This window comes from Streptomyces sp. ITFR-21, from assembly GCF_031844685.1.
Taxonomy (GTDB): Bacteria; Actinomycetota; Actinomycetes; order Streptomycetales; family Streptomycetaceae; genus Actinacidiphila.
The window spans coordinates 3,810,667-3,826,716 of sequence record NZ_CP134605.1 but is presented as its reverse complement, the minus strand read 5'-3'; the positions used below and the strand labels follow the sequence as shown (position 1 = coordinate 3,826,716).

General features: G+C 73.2%; 17 protein-coding genes. 6 read left to right on the top strand and 11 right to left on the bottom strand.

The features are described from left to right. Window positions 1-7 precede the first annotated feature (7 nt). The 3 genes from RLT57_RS16795 to RLT57_RS16785 form a co-directional block, all read right to left on the bottom strand. Window positions 8-460, bottom strand: coding sequence for a Fur family transcriptional regulator (locus RLT57_RS16795; RefSeq protein ID WP_311298217.1), 453 nt, complete (start codon window positions 458-460; stop codon window positions 8-10). A 20-nt stretch (window positions 461-480) separates the two neighbouring features. After that, window positions 481-1,044 (bottom strand): FABP family protein, encoded by a 564-nt coding sequence (locus tag RLT57_RS16790; protein ID WP_311298216.1) that lies wholly within the window; start codon window positions 1,042-1,044, stop codon window positions 481-483. Between the two features lie 311 nt (window positions 1,045-1,355). Further along, entirely contained in the window at window positions 1,356-2,111 is a 756-nt protein-coding gene (locus RLT57_RS16785; protein WP_311298215.1) for a hypothetical protein, read from the bottom strand. Between the two features lie 75 nt (window positions 2,112-2,186). On the opposite strand from RLT57_RS16785, the gene RLT57_RS16780 reads away from it, so the two are divergent. After that, entirely contained in the window at window positions 2,187-2,549 is a 363-nt protein-coding gene (locus tag RLT57_RS16780; protein ID WP_311298214.1) for a DsrE family protein, read from the top strand. Window positions 2,550-2,696: 147 nt separating this feature from the next. Here RLT57_RS16780 and RLT57_RS16775 read toward each other — a convergent pair whose 3' ends face one another. The 7 genes from RLT57_RS16775 to RLT57_RS16745 all read right to left on the bottom strand — a co-directional run bounded on the left by RLT57_RS16775 (window position 2,697) and on the right by RLT57_RS16745 (window position 8,434). Then, complete coding sequence (locus tag RLT57_RS16775) at window positions 2,697-2,990, bottom strand: DUF3099 domain-containing protein (protein ID WP_311298213.1); 294 nt, start codon at window positions 2,988-2,990, stop codon at window positions 2,697-2,699. A 134-nt stretch (window positions 2,991-3,124) separates the two neighbouring features. Continuing rightward, complete coding sequence (locus RLT57_RS16770) at window positions 3,125-3,415, bottom strand: DUF1416 domain-containing protein (protein ID WP_311298212.1); 291 nt, start codon at window positions 3,413-3,415, stop codon at window positions 3,125-3,127. Window positions 3,416-3,452: 37 nt separating this feature from the next. Beyond that, window positions 3,453-4,289: a sulfurtransferase gene (locus RLT57_RS16765; RefSeq protein ID WP_311298211.1), complete on the bottom strand. Its 837-nt coding sequence runs from the start codon at window positions 4,287-4,289 to the stop codon at window positions 3,453-3,455. Window positions 4,290-4,721: 432 nt separating this feature from the next. Further along, window positions 4,722-5,417, bottom strand: a complete 696-nt coding sequence (locus RLT57_RS16760) for an LmeA family phospholipid-binding protein (protein WP_311298210.1) — start codon at window positions 5,415-5,417, stop codon at window positions 4,722-4,724. 128 nt (window positions 5,418-5,545) lie between these two features. Then, a complete protein-coding gene (locus RLT57_RS16755; RefSeq protein ID WP_311298209.1) occupies window positions 5,546-6,883 on the bottom strand; it encodes a hypothetical protein in 1,338 nt (445 codons plus the stop codon). Next, entirely contained in the window at window positions 6,880-7,173 is a 294-nt protein-coding gene (locus RLT57_RS16750) for a MoaD/ThiS family protein (RefSeq protein ID WP_311298208.1), read from the bottom strand. The genes RLT57_RS16755 and RLT57_RS16750 overlap by 4 nt, the downstream gene beginning before the upstream one ends. Before the next feature lie 253 nt (window positions 7,174-7,426). Further along, complete coding sequence (locus tag RLT57_RS16745) at window positions 7,427-8,434, bottom strand: alpha/beta hydrolase (protein ID WP_399128823.1); 1,008 nt, start codon at window positions 8,432-8,434, stop codon at window positions 7,427-7,429. 209 nt (window positions 8,435-8,643) lie between these two features. Between RLT57_RS16745 and RLT57_RS16740 the strand changes: the two genes are divergently transcribed. From RLT57_RS16740 to RLT57_RS16720, 5 genes are all read left to right on the top strand, one after another. Continuing rightward, window positions 8,644-9,495: a response regulator transcription factor gene (locus RLT57_RS16740; protein ID WP_311298207.1), complete on the top strand. Its 852-nt coding sequence runs from the start codon at window positions 8,644-8,646 to the stop codon at window positions 9,493-9,495. A 43-nt stretch (window positions 9,496-9,538) separates the two neighbouring features. Next, the gene (locus RLT57_RS16735; RefSeq protein ID WP_311298206.1) at window positions 9,539-10,576 is read left to right on the top strand and encodes a LacI family DNA-binding transcriptional regulator; all 1,038 of its coding nucleotides are present in this window, start codon (window positions 9,539-9,541) and stop codon (window positions 10,574-10,576) included. Between the two features lie 107 nt (window positions 10,577-10,683). Further along, a complete protein-coding gene (locus RLT57_RS16730; protein ID WP_311298205.1) occupies window positions 10,684-11,769 on the top strand; it encodes a S1C family serine protease in 1,086 nt (361 codons plus the stop codon). 72 nt (window positions 11,770-11,841) lie between these two features. Then, window positions 11,842-12,579, top strand: coding sequence for a response regulator transcription factor (locus RLT57_RS16725; RefSeq protein WP_311298204.1), 738 nt, complete (start codon window positions 11,842-11,844; stop codon window positions 12,577-12,579). Beyond that, entirely contained in the window at window positions 12,576-13,997 is a 1,422-nt protein-coding gene (locus tag RLT57_RS16720) for a sensor histidine kinase (RefSeq protein ID WP_311298203.1), read from the top strand. The genes RLT57_RS16725 and RLT57_RS16720 overlap by 4 nt, the downstream gene beginning before the upstream one ends. On the opposite strand, the gene RLT57_RS16715 is transcribed toward RLT57_RS16720, so the two are convergent. Then, window positions 13,990-15,792: a bifunctional metallophosphatase/5'-nucleotidase gene (locus RLT57_RS16715; protein WP_311298202.1), complete on the bottom strand. Its 1,803-nt coding sequence runs from the start codon at window positions 15,790-15,792 to the stop codon at window positions 13,990-13,992. The two genes, RLT57_RS16720 and RLT57_RS16715, sit on opposite strands and share 8 nt — an antisense overlap. Window positions 15,793-16,050: the final 258 nt, after the last annotated feature.

Sequence of the window (16,050 nt, the reverse complement as noted above, 5' to 3'; positions counted from 1 at the left end):
CGACTCGTCAGGCGTCCGGCCGCTCGCCGGATGCCTGCTCGGCCTTGCGGGCGCAGTCGCGGCAGCGTCCGAAGATCGCGAAGTGCTTCATGTCGGTCTCGAAGCCGAACCGCGCGCGCAGCCCGTCCTTCAGCGGCGCGGCCAGTTCCACGTCGGCCTCGGTGACCGAGTCGCAGTCCCGGCACACCAGGTGCATGTGGTCGTGCCGGTCCGCGAGGTGGTATGTGGGGGCGCCGTGGCCGAGGTGGGCGTGGGTGACCAGGCCCAGCTCCTCCAGCAGCTCGAGGGTGCGGTAGACGGTCGAGATGTTCACGCCGGAGGCCGTCTTGCGCACCTGGCACAGGATGCCGTCCGGCGTCGCGTGCTCCAGGGTGCCGACAGCCTCCAGGACCAGTTGCCGCTGCGGGGTCAGCCGGTAGCCGCGCTGCCGCAGATCGCTCTTCCAGTCGGTGGTCGCCACCCGACCAGTGTAGGTCGGGCTTACTTGAAGAAGGCGATTCCGTCGTCGGGAAGGTCCTTGAGGTCGGCGGCCCACTCCCGCGGGTCCACCACCCTCTTCAAGTGGGCCGACATGTACGGGCGCAGCGGCACCTCCGGGGTGCTCTTCTCGCCCACCCACATCAGGTCGCTGTTCACGTACCCGTACAGCCGCTTGCCGCCGCTGTACGCGGAGGCGACCGGCAGCCGGGCCACCGCGTCCGTCACCAGGTCGATCTGCGGCTTGCCCTCGGCCAGCTCACCGGTCCAGATTTCCACCACGCCCTCGTCGCGGGTGGTGGTCACGTCGACCTTGCGCTCGGCGTCGATCCGCCAGTAGCCGGTCTCGTTCTCCAGCGGGCGGACCTTCTTGCCGTCCGCGTCCAGCACCCAGGTGTGCGAGGCGTACTCCAGGAAGGGGCGGCCGTCGTGGGTGAAGACGACCTCCTGCCCGAAGTTGCACTTCTCGGCACCGGGGAAGTCGTGCACACCCGCGCCCGTCCAGCGTCCGAGCAGGAAGGCCAGCGGCACCAGCTCGGGGTGCAGGTCGGATGGGATCTCGATCATGTCAGCGCTGGCCCTGGTAGAGCTTCTTCACCGCGTAGAACGCGAACAGGGCGATGCCCACGCAGATCAGCACGAGCAGAGCGTCGAAGTAGTACTGGATTTCCACGGACGTGCTCCTAGGGCGGGCAGGCGGTCGGGGCCGCGCACAAGTCTAGTGCGCGGCCCCGGCACCGGCGCGGCCAGCCCTGGCCGGCCGCCGGTACGCCGCCGGTACGCCGCCGGCGCGGTCGCCGCCACCGCCGCCCGCGCGGTACGCGGCCGGTGCGCGGGACGACGGGCCCCCGGCCGACGGGGCCGGCGGTCCCGCGGGATCAGCGGCCCGACTCCAGGCGCCGGTGCTGGGCGGCCAGCAAGGACGGCAGCTGGGCGCGGGACCGGCTCCCGCCGCCGGTCACGGTGAGGATGATCTGGGTGTCGCCCTGGTAGGAGACGGCCAGCACGGTGTCGGTGCTCTCGGCGGAGCCGGACGCCAGGTCGTACGCGCGGGCGGGGAAGTCCGTGGCCAGGGGAATGGCGGCGCCCTCGTAGGAGTGGGCGGCGTAGTACGCGGCGGCGTCGGCGGGGGTGCCGAGGCGGATCAGTTTGACGGTGACCTCGAAGATCCCGTCCGCGGTCGAATACGTGCGGTAGGCGCCGGCGCGGAAGCCGTACGTGCGCAGCTCGCCGCGGGCCGCGGAGTCGTCGGGCGCGGTGGCGGCGATGTCGTCGGCGGTGAGCGGCGAGCCGGCCCGGTCACCGGTCACGTCGGCGTCCGCGGGCGGGGGGAGCAGGAAGTACCGCAGGTCGCCGCTGTGCACACCGCCGGTCACGTGTCCGCCGCCGCGGGCGGCGGCCGAGGCGCCGGCCGCCGCGGGTTCGTCCCGTGCCGGGCCGGTGGCGGACGGCGCGGGCGCCTCCGGGGTGCCGGCCGCCGTCGCCGCGTCCGCGCGCTCCGCGCCCGTGTGCCCCGGGGACGACGGGCCGCACGCGGCCACCGTCCCCGCGGTGACGGCCGCCAGCACGGCCAGGCCGACTCCGGCGAGCAGCCCGCCGCGGCGGCGGCGCGGGCCGCCGTCGTTGTGATCCACCAGGCCCCCCGGGCGACGACGTGCAGGTGTGCGGTGCACACGGATCTGCTTTATATCACCGCCTAGGCTGTGGCCATGGCGAACAAGCTCGTGATCAAGGTGACGGCGGGGTCGGACGCCCCCGAGCGCTGCTCCCAGGCGTTCACGGTGGCGGCGGTCGCCGTCGCCAGCGGGGTCGAGGTGTCCTTGTGGCTGACCGGCGAGGCCGCGTGGTTCGCGCTGCCGGGCCGGGCCGCGCGGTTCGAGCTGCCGCACGCGGCGCCGCTGCCGGACCTGCTGGACTCGGTCCTGGGGGCGGGGCGGGTCACCCTGTGCACGCAGTGCGCGGCCCGCCGGGACATCGGCGAGAAGGACGTCATCGCGGGGGTAAGGATCGCGGGCGCGCAGGTGTTTCTCAGCGAGATCATGCCCGACGGCGTCCAGGCGCTCGTCTACTGATCCGGCCGGACACCGGGGCAGCCCGCCCGGTACGGATCCGGCCGGACACCGGGGCGGCCCGCACCGTACGCGTCCCGCCGCACACCGGGGTCACCTCTCCCGTACGCCCGCGCCGACCACCGCTCGCGTCCCGTACGCCCGCACCGACTACCGCTCGCGCCGGTCGTCCGGGTCCTTGGGGTTCCCGGACCGCTTGCGGCCCTCCAGCTCGGCCCACCACGCGTCCGACTGCGCGTCCCCTGACTCCTCGTCCCACCAGTGGTCCTCGGGCCCGCGCCGGTTGGCCACGATCGCCGCGGCGGGCGGAATCACCATCGCGACCAGGCACATCGCGATGGCCGCCGGCACCGACCACAGGCGCACGACCGACCACGCCAGGATGAAGAGCACGGCACAGGTGCCCATCATGACGAAGTACCAACGACGACGGCGCACGAACACGCTTCCACGGTACGTCGGCACGGCTCCGGCAGCACCCGCTCAGCGGGCGGCCGGGCAAGGGCCGGTACGCCGGCAGCGCGAAGGGCCGCAACCCCCTTGCGCGGGGTTGCGGCCCTGGCGTGCGGCCGGGCGCCTCAGATGGCGATGGCGACCTCGGCGGGCGCGCCCTGGGTGGCGACGACGGTGCGGTCCACGGTGGCGCCGGGAACGAGGGCGCGCAGCGTCCACGTCCCGGGAGCCGCGAAGAAACGGAACTGGCCGGTGGCGGACGTGGGCACCTCGGCGGTGAACTCGCCGCCGCCGTCCAGTAGCCGTACGTAGCCGCTGACCGGCTCGCCGTCACGGGTCACGGAACCCTGGATGATCGTCTCGCCTGCCACGTCGACGCCCGCCAGATCGGGACCGCCGGCCTTCGCTCCACACATACGGATCAGTCCTCGCCTCTGTTTGGTCGGTCCGGCGTCAGTTGGCGCCGAGTTCGATCGGCACGCCGACGAGCGAGCCGTACTCGGTCCAGGAACCGTCGTAGTTCTTGACGTTCGGCTGGTCCAGCAGCTCGTGCAGCACGAACCAGGTGAGCGCCGAGCGCTCGCCGATCCTGCAGTACGCGATGGTGTCCTTGGCCAGGTCGACGCTCTCGTCCTGGTAGAGCTGGACGAGCTCGTCGTCGGACTTGAAGGTGCCGTCGTCGTTGGCGTTCTTCGACCACGGGATGTTGCGGGCGCTCGGCACGTGGCCGGGCCGCTGGGACTGCTCCTGCGGCAGGTGCGCGGGGGCCAGCAGCTTGCCGGAGAACTCGTCGGGCGAGCGGACGTCGACCAGGTTCAGCGAACCGATCGCGGCCACCACGTCGTCGCGGTAGGCGCGGATCGAGGTGTCCTGGGCCTTGGCCCGGTAAGTCGTCGCGGCGCGCTCGGGAACCGCCACCACCAGGTCGCGGGAGTCCAGCTCCCACTTCTTGCGGCCGCCGTCGAGCAGCTTGACCGAGTCGTGCCCGTAGAGCTTGAAGTACCAGTAGGCGTACGCGGCGAACCAGTTGTTGTTGCCGCCGTAGAGCACCACGGTGTCGTCGTTGGCGATGCCCTTGGCCGACAGCAGCGCCTCGAAACCGGCCTGGTCGACGAAGTCACGCCGGACCGGGTCCTGCAGGTCCTGCTTCCAGTCGATCCGGACCGCGTTCTTGATGTGGTTCTTGTCGTAGGCCGACGTGTCCTCGTCGACCTCGACGATGACCACCTTGGGGTCGTCGATGTGGGCCTCGACCCATTCGGCGTCCACCAGGACGTCACTGCGGCTCATGCTGTTCTCCTCCGGGGCAGTACGGATCTGCGGTGCCGCGGCGTGCGCGACTGCGTGCTCGGTGGTGTGGGAGTGCGTGCGGGAAGGCACGGCCAGGGCGGGGCAGACAGGAGGCGTCGGGGCCGTGGGGCCCGCAGCGACGCGGGGGGCTGCCGCCCCTAGGGCATGTGACAGAGCATCGCGGCCACACGGCAGAGGTCCACTGCCCGCCGCTCGGTGAGATCCGCCTGTCGTGTCACGGTCCCGATCGTAGGGAAATGAACCGTCTGATGCCACCGCCGTATCACATAGCGAGACAGGATTGTCCGAATGGCGGTACGAATATATGGCGTGCCGCCTTATGGAGTCGAACACTCTTGCGGATCGGCCGTCCCGCCGCCCGGCCGGCCGCCCGTCCCGCCACTCGCGGTGCCGACTGTCTCACCGGCCGTCTCAATTGGCGAGAACGACATGCTTCCCGCCCGCGGCCACGGTTATGCCGTCGGCACTTGTGGTCACCCCGGTCAGCGCGATCCCGGCCGGCAGGTGGCTGAGCCGGGTGCTGAAGTCGAGCGCCTGCCGTGCCTGGTCCTCCAGGCCCAGCGCGGTGAACGCCTCCGGCAGCCCCTCGGCGTGCAGCCGGATCCCGTCCCCGCCCTGCACGCTCAGCTCACTCAGGACGCTCAGGCGCGCGTTCAGGATGGTGCCGGTGAGCTTGACCATGGGCCGGCCGGCTGTGTCGGTACCGCCGTAGGAGACGGAGATGCCGGACGGGGCGGCCTTGGTGAGGTCGGCGTAGGTGAGGAAGGCGCTGCCGCCGGCGGTGTCGGCGACCGCCCGGCTGAAGCCGCCGGACAGCCTCACCCCGTGCAGGTCGGCGTGGAAGGTCTCGATCCGCACCGACTGGCCGCCGTCGCCCGCCGCGATGTCGTCGGCGGTGATCGTGACGTCGTGCAGCCTGCCGGCGGCCACCTGGGTCAGGAACGGGAAGCCCTTGATGGACACCTTCGGCTCGGCCGTCAGGTCCTCGCTGTTCCGGGCGCGCTCGGCGGCCTTCTTCTCGGCCACGTTGACGGCGATCCGGTCCGCCGCGACGAACAGACCGCCGAGGATCACCACCACGATCAGGACTATCCGCGCCACTCGCATGCGTCCGCCACTTCCCGCTCGTTCCCGCTCCTACATTCACCGACAGCTCGGCAGCGTTGCTCCCGACACGCTCGACGGGCGGCGGCGCCGAACGGTTCCCGGCGCGGCCCAACCGTTTCACGCCCAGGTCAGCCCAGCGCGCGGCCCAGAACGTAGACGAGGGGCGCGGCGGCGGTGAGCGGGAGCGCGACGCCCGCGGTGAAGTGGACGAAGCGGGACGGGAAGTCGTAGCTGGCCACCCGCAGGCCGACCAGCGCGAAGGCGCCGGCCGCCGCGGCGAGCAGGGCGGCGTGCGGACCGCCGAAGCCGGTGGCCGGGCCGGTCAGCGCCCCGGTCGCGGCCGCGGCGGCCACCGCCGCCGGCAGCGACGCGGCCAGCGGCGCCCGCAGCGTCAGGGCGCGGACCACCGTGGCCGCCGCGACGGCGACCGCGCCCACCACGACCGGGTCGGTGCCCGCGTCCGAGGTGGCGGTGGCCAGGTAGCAGGCGGCGAGGACGGCCAGCAGCGTCGAGGCGGAGGTCGCCGTCAGCGAGGAGAGCCGTTCGTCCGGGCTGCCGTGGTGCCGCAGCTGGAGGACCAGGACCAGCAGCAGCCACACCCCGAGGGTGCCGGCCAGGGCGAGCGGGCCGTGCCCGCCGTCCACCGCGAGCAGCGCGACGTCGGCGGTGACGCCGCCCAGGAAGGCCAGCGCGATGCCCTGCCGGGCCGGCCACATGCCGTTCAGCCGGAACCAGCCGGCCGCGGTGACCGCTTGCAGCGCCACCAGGACCACGGCCAGCCCCGGTTTGCCGACCGCCGCGCCGCCGGCCAGCAGCAGCCCGAGGACCGCGGTCAGCCCGGCGGGCTGGATGCCGGGCGGGATGACCGGCGAGCCGGTGCGGACCGGCGCGGCGGACCGCGCCCGCGGGTCGGTGGACGCGGCGGCCCCCTCTCCGGTCTCCCCTGTCCCCCCGTACGCCCCGGACTCCTCGATCACCGGCAGCACCGCGGTGTGCTCGGTGCCGCCCGGGGCGTACGGCTGCGGGTCGGCGTACGCGTGCGGCTGCGGCTGCCGCGGGTCGGCGTAGGCGTGCGGCTGCGACGGCGGCTCGGACCACTGCTGCTGGGCGCCGTACGGGTATCCGCCGCCCGGTCCTGCGTGCTCCCAGGACCCGGCGGGGCCCGCCTCCCACGGCTGGGCGCCGCCGGCCCGGCCGTCGGGGCCGGCCGGCGCGTGCCCGGCCCAGGGGTCCGCGGCGGGCGGGACCGCGTACGCCCCGGGGTCCCGCGGCGGCTGCCCGCTGCCGGGCTCCGGGGGGTAGCCCCCGCCCTGCGGGTGCCCGGTGCCGTACCCGTACCCCTGGCCGGGGTCGTAGCCGTACCCCTGCCCGGGACCGGTCCCCGGCGGACAGCCGTAGCCGTAGCCCTGGCCGTCGGGGCCGTACTCGCCGCCCTCGGGGGCGGAGCCGTAGTCGTGGGTGCTCATGAGCTTCCTCCCGCGAACGGTGGGAGGACCTCCACCGTGCCGCCGTCGGGCAGGGCGACCGCGGTGTGGTCGCGGGTGCCGACGGGGTTGCCGTCGACGAGGAAGGAGCAGCGCAGCAGCACCCGGGCGAACTCCGGCTCGCGGGCGTGGCGTTCGCGCGCGGCGGCCAGCGCCTCGGCGAGGGTCGCCGCGCGGTACGGCTCCTCCGCCGTGCCCGCGGCGGCCTTCGCGGCGGCCCAGTAGCGGATCGTGCCCGCCACCTGCCTCGCGGCCGTTTCGGGTGCAGCCATCACGGCTCCGTCCTTCGTCGTCTCTTACATCGTGCGTTTCGTGCGTTTCCTGCGTTTCCTACGCCGTGCGTCCCGTGCGTCCCGTGCGTTTCCTGCGTTTCCTGCGTTTCCTGCGCCGTGCGTCTCCTGCGTCCCGTGCGGCGTGCGCTCGCCGGGCCCCGCGCCGCGCGGGTACCGGGTACCGGGCGGGCGCGTCCCGCGTGGTGCGCGCCGGCTCACGCCCGCCGTCGGCGTCCATCATGGCCCGAACCCGTCAGATCCCGGGAATCCCGGCCGTGTGCGCGGTCAGCCAGTCGCCGATGCGGGACAGCAGCACGGGTCCCGCGGCGTTCTCCGCGTGGCCGAAGCCGCGCTCGATCCACAGCTCGGCGTTGCCCTGGCCCGCCGCCGCGGCCAGCGAGTACGGGTGGTCGAGCGGGAAGTAGGCGTCCTGGTCACCGTGCACGATCAGCAGCGGCGTGGGCGCGATGTACGGCACCGACTCGACCGGCGACAGCGGCACCGGGTCCCACTCGGCGGCCCGGATCCGCGTCCTGAGCCCGAGGCGTGAGACCAGCCGTCCCGCGGGCCGGGTGATCGCCCAGTGCACCCGGCGCATCGGGGCGGTGCCCCGGTAGTACCAGCGGGCCGGCGAGCTGACCGAGACAACGGCCTGGACCCCCGCGGTCACCCCCCGGGTCCCGCCCGGCCGCGGGGACGTGCCGGGCGTCCCGGCGGCGGAGGCCGCCCGCCCGGCCTCGCCCGCATGCCGCAGCACCACCGAGCCGCCCATCGAGAAGCCGACCGTGGCCACCCGCTCGTAGCCCAGCTCCCGGGCCCAGCGCACCGCCGCGTCCAGGTCGAGGACTTCGAGGTCGCCCACGGTGGAGTGGCCGCCGGAGTGGCCGTGGCCGCGGAAGGAGAAGGTGACCACTCCCGCGTAAGCACTGAGGTGGCCGGCCGCCCTGCGGACGGCGGGCCGGTCCAGGGCGCCGGTGAAGCCGTGCGCGACGACGACGGCGAGCCGGCCGGCCCGGCCGGTGGCCTGATCGGGTCCATGACCGGGGCCGGAGTCCTCGCCGGGACCGGGCTCCGGCCCCGCGGCGGGTCCGGGACGGTGGCCGGAACCCTCTGCCGCGGCCCCCGCCCCGGAGGCCCGCGGGGGGAGGTGTTCCGCCTCGACGGCCACGCCGTCAGAAGTCAACAGAACCGCCCGCCGACCACCCGAAGTGATCGGAAAGACGCGCAATCGTTTGTCGTCGGTCTCGGCAGGGCTGTCCATGTGGGCTATTCTTCCGTGCATGAGGACCTGGGCAATGTCGCCCCCGGGTCCTTTCGTGCTATGCGCACGAGTCATATCGTCCTCGCGGGGACCGAGGAGGGTTCAGTTTTGAGCCAGCTCAACCAGTTCGGCCAGCTCGACCCGGTAGCGCGGTGCACGGGACGCACCACGACGCGTCGCTGCCGGACGACGAACGACGGGAGCACCCGGTGAGTTCACTCCTGCTTCTGACCAACGCCCTGCAACCGTCCACCGAGGTGCTGCCCGCACTCGGCCTGCTGCTGCACAGTGTCCGCGTCGCGCCGGCCGAGGGGCCTGCGCTGGTGGACACCCCCGGCGCGGACGTGATCCTGATCGACGGGCGCCGCGATCTGCCGCAGGTCCGCAGCCTGTGCCAGCTGCTGCGCTCCACCGGCCCCGGCTGCCCGCTGCTGCTGGTGGTCACCGAGGGCGGCCTCGCCGCCGTCACCGCGGACTGGGGCATCGACGACGTCCTGCTGGACACCGCCGGCCCGGCCGAGGTCGAGGCGCGGCTGCGGCTGGCCATGGGCCGGCAGCAGATCACCACGGACGACAGCCCGATGGAGATCCGCAACGGCGACCTGTCGGTCGACGAGGCGACGTACAGCGCGAAGCTCAAGGGCCGGGTGCTCGACCTGACCTTCAAGGAGTTCGAGCTGCTCAAGTACCTGGCGCAGCACCCCGGCCGGGTCTTCACCCGGGCGCAGCTGCTCCAGGAGGTGTGGGGCTACGACTACTTCGGCGGCACCCGGACCGTGGACGTGCACGTACGGCGGCTGCGGGCCAAGCTCGGCGTGGAGCACGAGTCGCTGATCGGCACCGTGCGCAACGTCGGCTACCGCTTCGTCACCCCGGAGAAGGTCGAGCGCGCGGCGGAGGAGGCGGCCCGCAGCGAAGCCGCCCAGGGCCGCGGCGGAGCCTTCGCGGCGGGCCGTCCGACGGCCGGTGCCGACAGCCGCGGCGAGGGCCTCGGCGGGCTCGGTGACGGGCTCGGTGACGGGCTCGGCGACGGCCACACATCAGCCGGACAGACCGTATGACGAGCCGTGTGACGGCTGAATAGACACGCGTAGACTTCGCGACGTGCCCAAGGTGACGCGTGACGACGTGGCCAGGCTGGCGGGGACCTCCACCGCGGTCGTCAGCTACGTCATCAACAACGGACCCCGGCCGGTAGCCCCGGCCACCCGCGAGCGCGTGCTCGCGGCCATCAAGCAGCTCGGCTACCGCCCGGACCGGGTGGCGCAGGCGATGGCGAGCCGCCGTACCGACCTGATCGGACTGATCGTGCCGGACGCGCGGCAGCCGTTCTTCGCCGAGATGGCGCACGCCGTCGAACAGGCCGCGTCGGATCGCGGGAAGATGGTGCTGGTCGGGAACTCCGACTACCTCGACGAGCGCGAGGTGCACTACCTGCGGGCCTTCCTCGGCATGCGCGTCTCCGGGCTGATCCTGATCAGCCAGGGCCCGAGCCAGAACGCCGCCGCCGAGATCGACGCCTGGGACGCCCGTGTGGTGCTGCTGCACGAGCGTCCCGAGGCGATCGACGACATCGCGGTGGTCACCGACGACATCGGCGGCGCCCAGCTGGCCACCCGCCACCTGCTGGAGCACGGACACGAGTACGTGGCCTGCCTCGGCGGAACCGAGATCACCCCGGTCACCGGCGACCCGGTCACCGACCACGTGGTCGGCTGGGAGCGGGCCATGCAGGAGTTCGGCAAGTCCACCGAGGGCCGGCTCTTCCACGCCCCGTACAACCGCTACGACGCCTATCAGGTCGCGCTCGGGCTGCTGGCCGGCCCGGACCGGCCGCCGGCCATCTTCTGCTCGACCGACGACCAGGCCATCGGGGTGCTGCGGGCCGCCCGCGAGCTGCGGATCGAGGTACCCGGGCAGCTGGCGGTGGCCGGGTTCGACGACGTCAAGGAGGCCGGGCTGGCCGACCCGCCGCTGACCACGGTGGCCTCGGACCGCAAAGCCATGGCCAGGGCCGCGGTGGACGCGGTGCTGGACGACTCGCTGCGGGTGCCGGGGGTCCGCCGGGAGCGGCTGCGCACGTTCCCCTCCCGGTTGGTGGTACGCGGCTCCTGCGGCTGCCACGCCCGCGCGACACCGTAACTCCGCCCGTACCAGAGGATCTTCTTTACATCGGGCATACCTGCTTCTGCCGGGCTTCTCAGCGCGCGCTCAGGAAGCTCTCATGATCCGGGCGCACAGTCGTTGTCATGACCGAGAGCAACCGCTACAGCGGAGAACCCCAGTACCCGCACGGCCCGCAGGCACCGCTCTACCACGGCCCGCAGACGCCCCCCGAGCCGGCCGGCGCCGGCGACGAGGGTGTGGGCTCCGGTTTCCCCCCGCCTCCGGCGTACCCGCCGCTCCCGGCGCCCGGCGAGCCCGCGCCGCGCCGCGGGCGCCGGGCCGGGCGGCCGATCGCGCTGTTCGCCGCGGTGGCGCTCGCCGCCGGTGTGATCGGCGGCGGCGCGGGCGCCCTGATCGGCAGCGCGACGGACCACCACACCTCGGCCGCGGCGGCCACGACCAGCGCGGTCAACGCCAGCGCGGTCAACGGCACGGTGGCGGGCGTGGTGAAGGCGGTCAGCCCCAGCGTGGTCGAGATCAACGCGACCTCCAACGAGGGGAAGGCCACCGGCGCCGGGGTGATCATCACCGCCGACGGCCAGATCATCACCAACAACCACGTCGTAGCGGGCGCCGCGTCGATCACGGTGTCCTTCAGCAACGGCCGGACCTCGACCGCCTCGGTGGTCGGCACCGACCCGCAGAAGGACCTGGCGCTGATCCGGGTGCAGGGCGCGAGCGGGCTGCCCGCCGCGACGCTCGGCGACTCCTCCGGACTGGTGGTCGGCGACCAGGTGGTGGCCATCGGCTCCCCCGACGGCCTGACCGGCACGGTCACCAGCGGCATCGTCTCGGCGCTCGGCCGCGACGTGACGGTCCCGGTCGAGGACGGCCGGAGCCAGGACCAGGGCCGGGGTTTCGGCGGCAGCGGCGGCGACCAGTGGCCGTTCTCCTTCGGCGGCAACCAGTACAACGGCGACACCGGCGAGTCCACCACCACGTACAAGGCGATCCAGACCGACGCCTCGCTCAACCCGGGCAACTCCGGCGGCGCGCTGATCAACATGAGCGGCCAGATCATCGGCATCAACTCGGCGATGTACTCCTCGGCCTCCTCCTCCGGCGGCGACAGCTCCGCCGGCAGCGTCGGCCTCGGCTTCGCCATCCCGATCAACACCGTCACCGCCGACCTCGCGCACCTGCGGGCCGGGGGCTCGGGCGGCAACTGACCCCGGGCATGCGAGGCTGAACGCACCAGAGAACCGTCCTGCCCGACGTCCCCCAGCGAGGTACCCGACACCATGAGCACCGGCGAGAGCGGCGAGGCGCCCGCCCGCATCCTGATCGTGGACGACGAGCCGGCCGTCCGGGAGGCGCTGCGCCGCAGCCTGGCCTTCGAGGGGTACGACACCGCGCTGGCCGGCGACGGCGTGGCCGCGCTGGAGCAGGCGCGGTCGTACCGGCCGGACGCGATCGTGCTGGACGTGCTGATGCCGCGGATGGACGGGCTGACCACGGCCCGGCGGCTGCGCTCCACCGGTGTGACCACCCCGATCCTGATGCTCACCGCGCGGGACACCGTCGGCGACCGCGTCACCGGCCTCGACGCGGGCGCCGACGACTACCTCGTCAAACCGTTCGAACTGGACGAGCTGCTGGCCAGGCTGCGGGCCCTGCTGCGCCGCAGCTCCTACGCGGCGGGGCCGGCCGGCGCCGACCAGGAGCACGTGCTGGCCTTCGCCGACCTGCGGATGGACACCAGCACCCGGGAGGTGACCAGGGCCGGCCGGCCGGTCGAGCTGACCCGGACCGAGTACACCCTGCTGGAGCTGTTCCTGGCCCACCCGCGGCAGGTGCTCACCCGGGAGCAGATCCTCAAGTCGGTGTGGGGCTTCGACTTCGAGCCGTCCTCCAACTCGCTGGACGTGTACGTGATGTACCTGCGCCGCAAGACCGAGGCCGGCGGCATGCCGCGGGTGGTGCACACCGTCCGCGGGGTGGGGTACGTGCTGCGCGCGCCGGACGGCGGCCGTTCGTGAGCCGACTCCCGCTGCGGTCCCGGCTGACCCTGCTCACCGCCGTCGCGGTGGCCGTCGCCGTGGCGCTGGCCGCACTGGCCTGCTGGGCGATCACCCGGGACCAGCTGCGCGGCGAACTCGACCGGTCGCTGCGGCAGCCCGACATCGTGCAGAACACGCAGATCGCCGACACCCTCAACACCCGGGGCTGCCTGCCCGCGGCGCCCAAGCCGGATACGACCGACCCGGCCGACCCTTACACCTTCATCACCACCAGCACCTCCGCGCAGGTGGTGCTGTCCAGCGGCCGGGCCTGCTGGGTACAGGGCCATGCGGAGATCCCCGTCGGGGCGCAGGACCGGGCGGTGGCGACGGGGCAGGCGACGGACGCCCTGCACACGGTGACCGCGCCCGGCGGCGGGAAGCTGCGGGTCTACACCTTCCAGGCGCGGATCAACTTCCAGCCCGCGGCGATCTCGGTGGCCCGCCCGCTGAGCGACGTGGACCGGCCGCTGACCCGGCTGGCCTGGGTGCTGCTCGCGGTCAGCGGCATCGGGGTGCTGGGCGCGGCCTCGGCCGGCCTGGTGATCGCCAGGACCGGGCTGCGGCCGGTGGACACCCTCACGCAGACCGTCGAGCACATCGCCCGTACCGAGGACCTGAACGTGCGGATCCCGGTCACCGGGCAGGACGAGATCGCCCGGCTGAGTACGTCGTTCAACGCGATGACGGCCGCGCTGGCGTCGTCCCGGGACCGGCAGCAGCAGCTGATCGCCGACGCGGGGCACGAGCTGCGTACCCCGCTGACCAGCCTGCGGACCAATATCGAGCTGCTGGAGCGCAGCGAGGCGACCGGGCGGGCGCTGCCGCCGGAGGACCGGCGCGCGCTGCTGGCGTCGGTGAAGGCGCAGATGACCGAGCTGGCCGCGCTGATCGGCGATCTGCAGGAGCTGTCGCGGCCGGACGCGGCCCGCACCCTGGACGTGGTGCCGCTGCACCGGGTGACCGAGGCGGCGCTGGAGCGGGCGCGGCTGCGCGGGCCCGACCTCCAGCTGGTCGCGGACGTCCGGCCCTGGTACGTCCGCGGTGAGGCCGCCGCGCTGGAGCGGGCGATCGTCAACCTGCTGGACAACGCGGTGAAGTTCAGCCCGCCGGGCGGCGAGGTCGAGGTGCGGCTGCACGACGGGCAGCTGACCGTGCGCGACCACGGTCCGGGGATTCCGGCCGAGGAGCTGCCGCACGTCTTCGAGCGGTTCTGGCGGTCGCCGGACGCGCGGAGCCTGCCCGGCAGCGGCCTGGGGCTGTCGATCGTGGCCAGGACCGTGCAGCAGTCGGGGGGCGAGGTGGCGCTGGCCCCGGCGCCGGGGGGCGGCACGCTGGCCGCCCTCCGGCTGCCGGGGGCGCCGACCGCGCCGCCCGGGGAGCTGCCGGCTAGCTGACCACCGTCACCCGCTTCGCGGCGGGCGGCGCGATGGGCGCCGACGCCGAGGAGTGCGCGGTCAGGTAGGCGGCGAAGGCCGCCAGGTCGTCGCCGCCCACCAGCGGGTTCGTGCCCTGGGCCAGGACGGTGAAGCCGTCGCCGCCGCCGGTGAGGAAGTTGTTCATGGCGACCCGGTAGGAGGCGGCCGGGTCGAGCGGGGTGCCGTTGAGGGCGACCGAGCCGGCCACCACCTGGTCGGCGCCGGTCTTGGTGGTGTCCAGGGTGTAGGTCAGGCCGGCGGAGATCTGCAGGATCTTCGGGGCGGCCTGGTTGGCGCCGCTGACCTGCTGCTGGAGCGCGGTGACGAGCTGCGCGCCGGTGAGCGTGACGAGGTTGACGGTGTTGCTGAACGGCTGCACGGCGAAGCCCTCGGCGTAGGTGACCACGCCGTCGCCCTCGCTGCCGGTGGCGGGATAGACCAGGTCGGTGCGGATGCCGCCGGGGTTCATCAGCGCCAGCTGCACGCTCGGGTCGAGGGTCCTGCCGTACTCCAGCTGGGCGTCGGCGATCAGGTCGCCGAGCGGCGTCTCCCGGGTGCCGGTGCGGCCGATGCCGGCACTGATGTAGCCGATGGTGCGGCCGGCGACCGGCGCGGCCAGGGTGTTCCAGCGGGCGATCAGCGCGGTCATGTCGGCGGCCTTGGGCTGCACGCGGTCCACGACGTGGTTGGTGCCCTTCACGGATGTGCGGGCGATGTCGTGGGTGCGCAGGTCGTACTTCATGTCCAGCTCGGTGTAGAGCCGGCCGAAGGAGGAGGCGCTGGTGACCAGCCGGGGCCGGCCGGCCGGGTCCGGGACGGTGCAGACGTACGCGTTGTGGGTGTGGCCGGTGACCAGGGCGTCCACGTCGGGGGAGATCTTCTTGGCGATGTCCACGATCGGGCCGGAGATGCCGGTGCCGGCGCCGCCCGCGTCGCAGTTGTAGTTGTAGCTGCCGGAGACCGGGAAGCCGCCCTCGTGGATCAGCGCGACGACCGCGTTGACGCCCTGCCGCTTGAGCTCCCTGGTGTACTTGTTGACCGTCTCGGCCTCGTCCAGGAACTTCAGGCCCGCGACGCCGGAGGCGGTCACGATGTCCGGGGTGCCCTTGAGGGTGACGCCGATGAAGCCGACCTTGACGCCCTTGACGTTCCTGACCACGTAGGGCCGGAGCAGCGGGCGGCCGGTCTCCTCGTTGACGACGTTGGCCGACAGGATCGGGTAGTCGGCGCCCTTGAAGGTCTTGCCGGGCTGGTAGCAGCCGTCGACCGGGTGGCAGCCGCCGTTCTGCAGCCGCAGCAGCTCGGTCTTGCCCTCGTCGAACTCGTGGTTGCCGACGCTGGTGACGTCCAGGCCGATCGTGTTCATCGCCTCGACGGTCGGTTCGTCGTGGAACAGCCCGGACAGCAGCGGGCTGGCGCCGACCAGGTCCCCGGCGGCGACGGTCAGCGACCGGTCGTGGCCCTTCCTGGCGGTCCGCAGACTGGACGCGAGGTACTCCACCCCGCCGGCGCTGACCGCCTTGACGGTACCGTCCGGCTGGATTTCGCTGACGCTGCCCGACGACCCGGCCGGCGGCTCCAGGTTGCCGTGGAAGTCGTTGAGCGCGAGGAGCTGGAGGTCGACGGTCGGGTCCGGCTTCCCGTGCCCGCCTCCGTGGCTGCTGTGCCCGCCGTGCCCCTCGTGCCCGTGCGCGGGGGCGGGACAGGCCGCGATGAGGGTGCCGACGGCCGCGAGGCCGGCGACACCCACCGAGATTCTGCGTGCCAGAGACATCTGTTCCCCTGGATCCCTAGGTCAAATACCGGTCAAGAACTGTTAACTCGGACGGCAGCATAGAGTCAACGCGCGTAGCACGGCAGGGGGTTGCCGGTTAAGACGAGGTAACCGCCGGGCGCCGCCGGCGGCCGGCCGGGGCGGATCCGGCCGGGGCGGGCCACCGCCGGACGGCCGAAGGCGTCTCAACATACGGAACGAACTGTCTCATCCTGCGGAGCAGCCCGCATAGTTGTCAGCACCGCCCACCGAGGAGGT

What these genes read in the sequence shown, in the direction of transcription:
- RLT57_RS16750 (WP_311298208.1), bottom strand. Translation starts at nt 7,173, where the DNA reads ATGGCTGCACCCGAAACGGCCGCGAGGCAGGTGGCGGGCACGATCCGC.
- RLT57_RS16765 (WP_311298211.1), bottom strand. Translation starts at nt 4,289, where the DNA reads ATGAGCCGCAGTGACGTCCTGGTGGACGCCGAATGGGTCGAGGCCCAC.
- RLT57_RS16780 (WP_311298214.1), top strand. Translation starts at nt 2,187, where the DNA reads ATGGCGAACAAGCTCGTGATCAAGGTGACGGCGGGGTCGGACGCCCCC.
- RLT57_RS16755 (WP_311298209.1), bottom strand. Translation starts at nt 6,883, where the DNA reads ATGAGCACCCACGACTACGGCTCCGCCCCCGAGGGCGGCGAGTACGGC.
- RLT57_RS16730 (WP_311298205.1), top strand. Translation starts at nt 10,684, where the DNA reads ATGACCGAGAGCAACCGCTACAGCGGAGAACCCCAGTACCCGCACGGC.
- RLT57_RS16745 (WP_399128823.1), bottom strand. Translation starts at nt 8,434, where the DNA reads ATGGACAGCCCTGCCGAGACCGACGACAAACGATTGCGCGTCTTTCCG.
- RLT57_RS16760 (WP_311298210.1), bottom strand. Translation starts at nt 5,417, where the DNA reads ATGCGAGTGGCGCGGATAGTCCTGATCGTGGTGGTGATCCTCGGCGGT.
- RLT57_RS16790 (WP_311298216.1), bottom strand. Translation starts at nt 1,044, where the DNA reads ATGATCGAGATCCCATCCGACCTGCACCCCGAGCTGGTGCCGCTGGCC.
- RLT57_RS16725 (WP_311298204.1), top strand. Translation starts at nt 11,842, where the DNA reads ATGAGCACCGGCGAGAGCGGCGAGGCGCCCGCCCGCATCCTGATCGTG.
- RLT57_RS16770 (WP_311298212.1), bottom strand. Translation starts at nt 3,415, where the DNA reads ATGTGTGGAGCGAAGGCCGGCGGTCCCGATCTGGCGGGCGTCGACGTG.
- RLT57_RS16715 (WP_311298202.1), bottom strand. Translation starts at nt 15,792, where the DNA reads ATGTCTCTGGCACGCAGAATCTCGGTGGGTGTCGCCGGCCTCGCGGCC.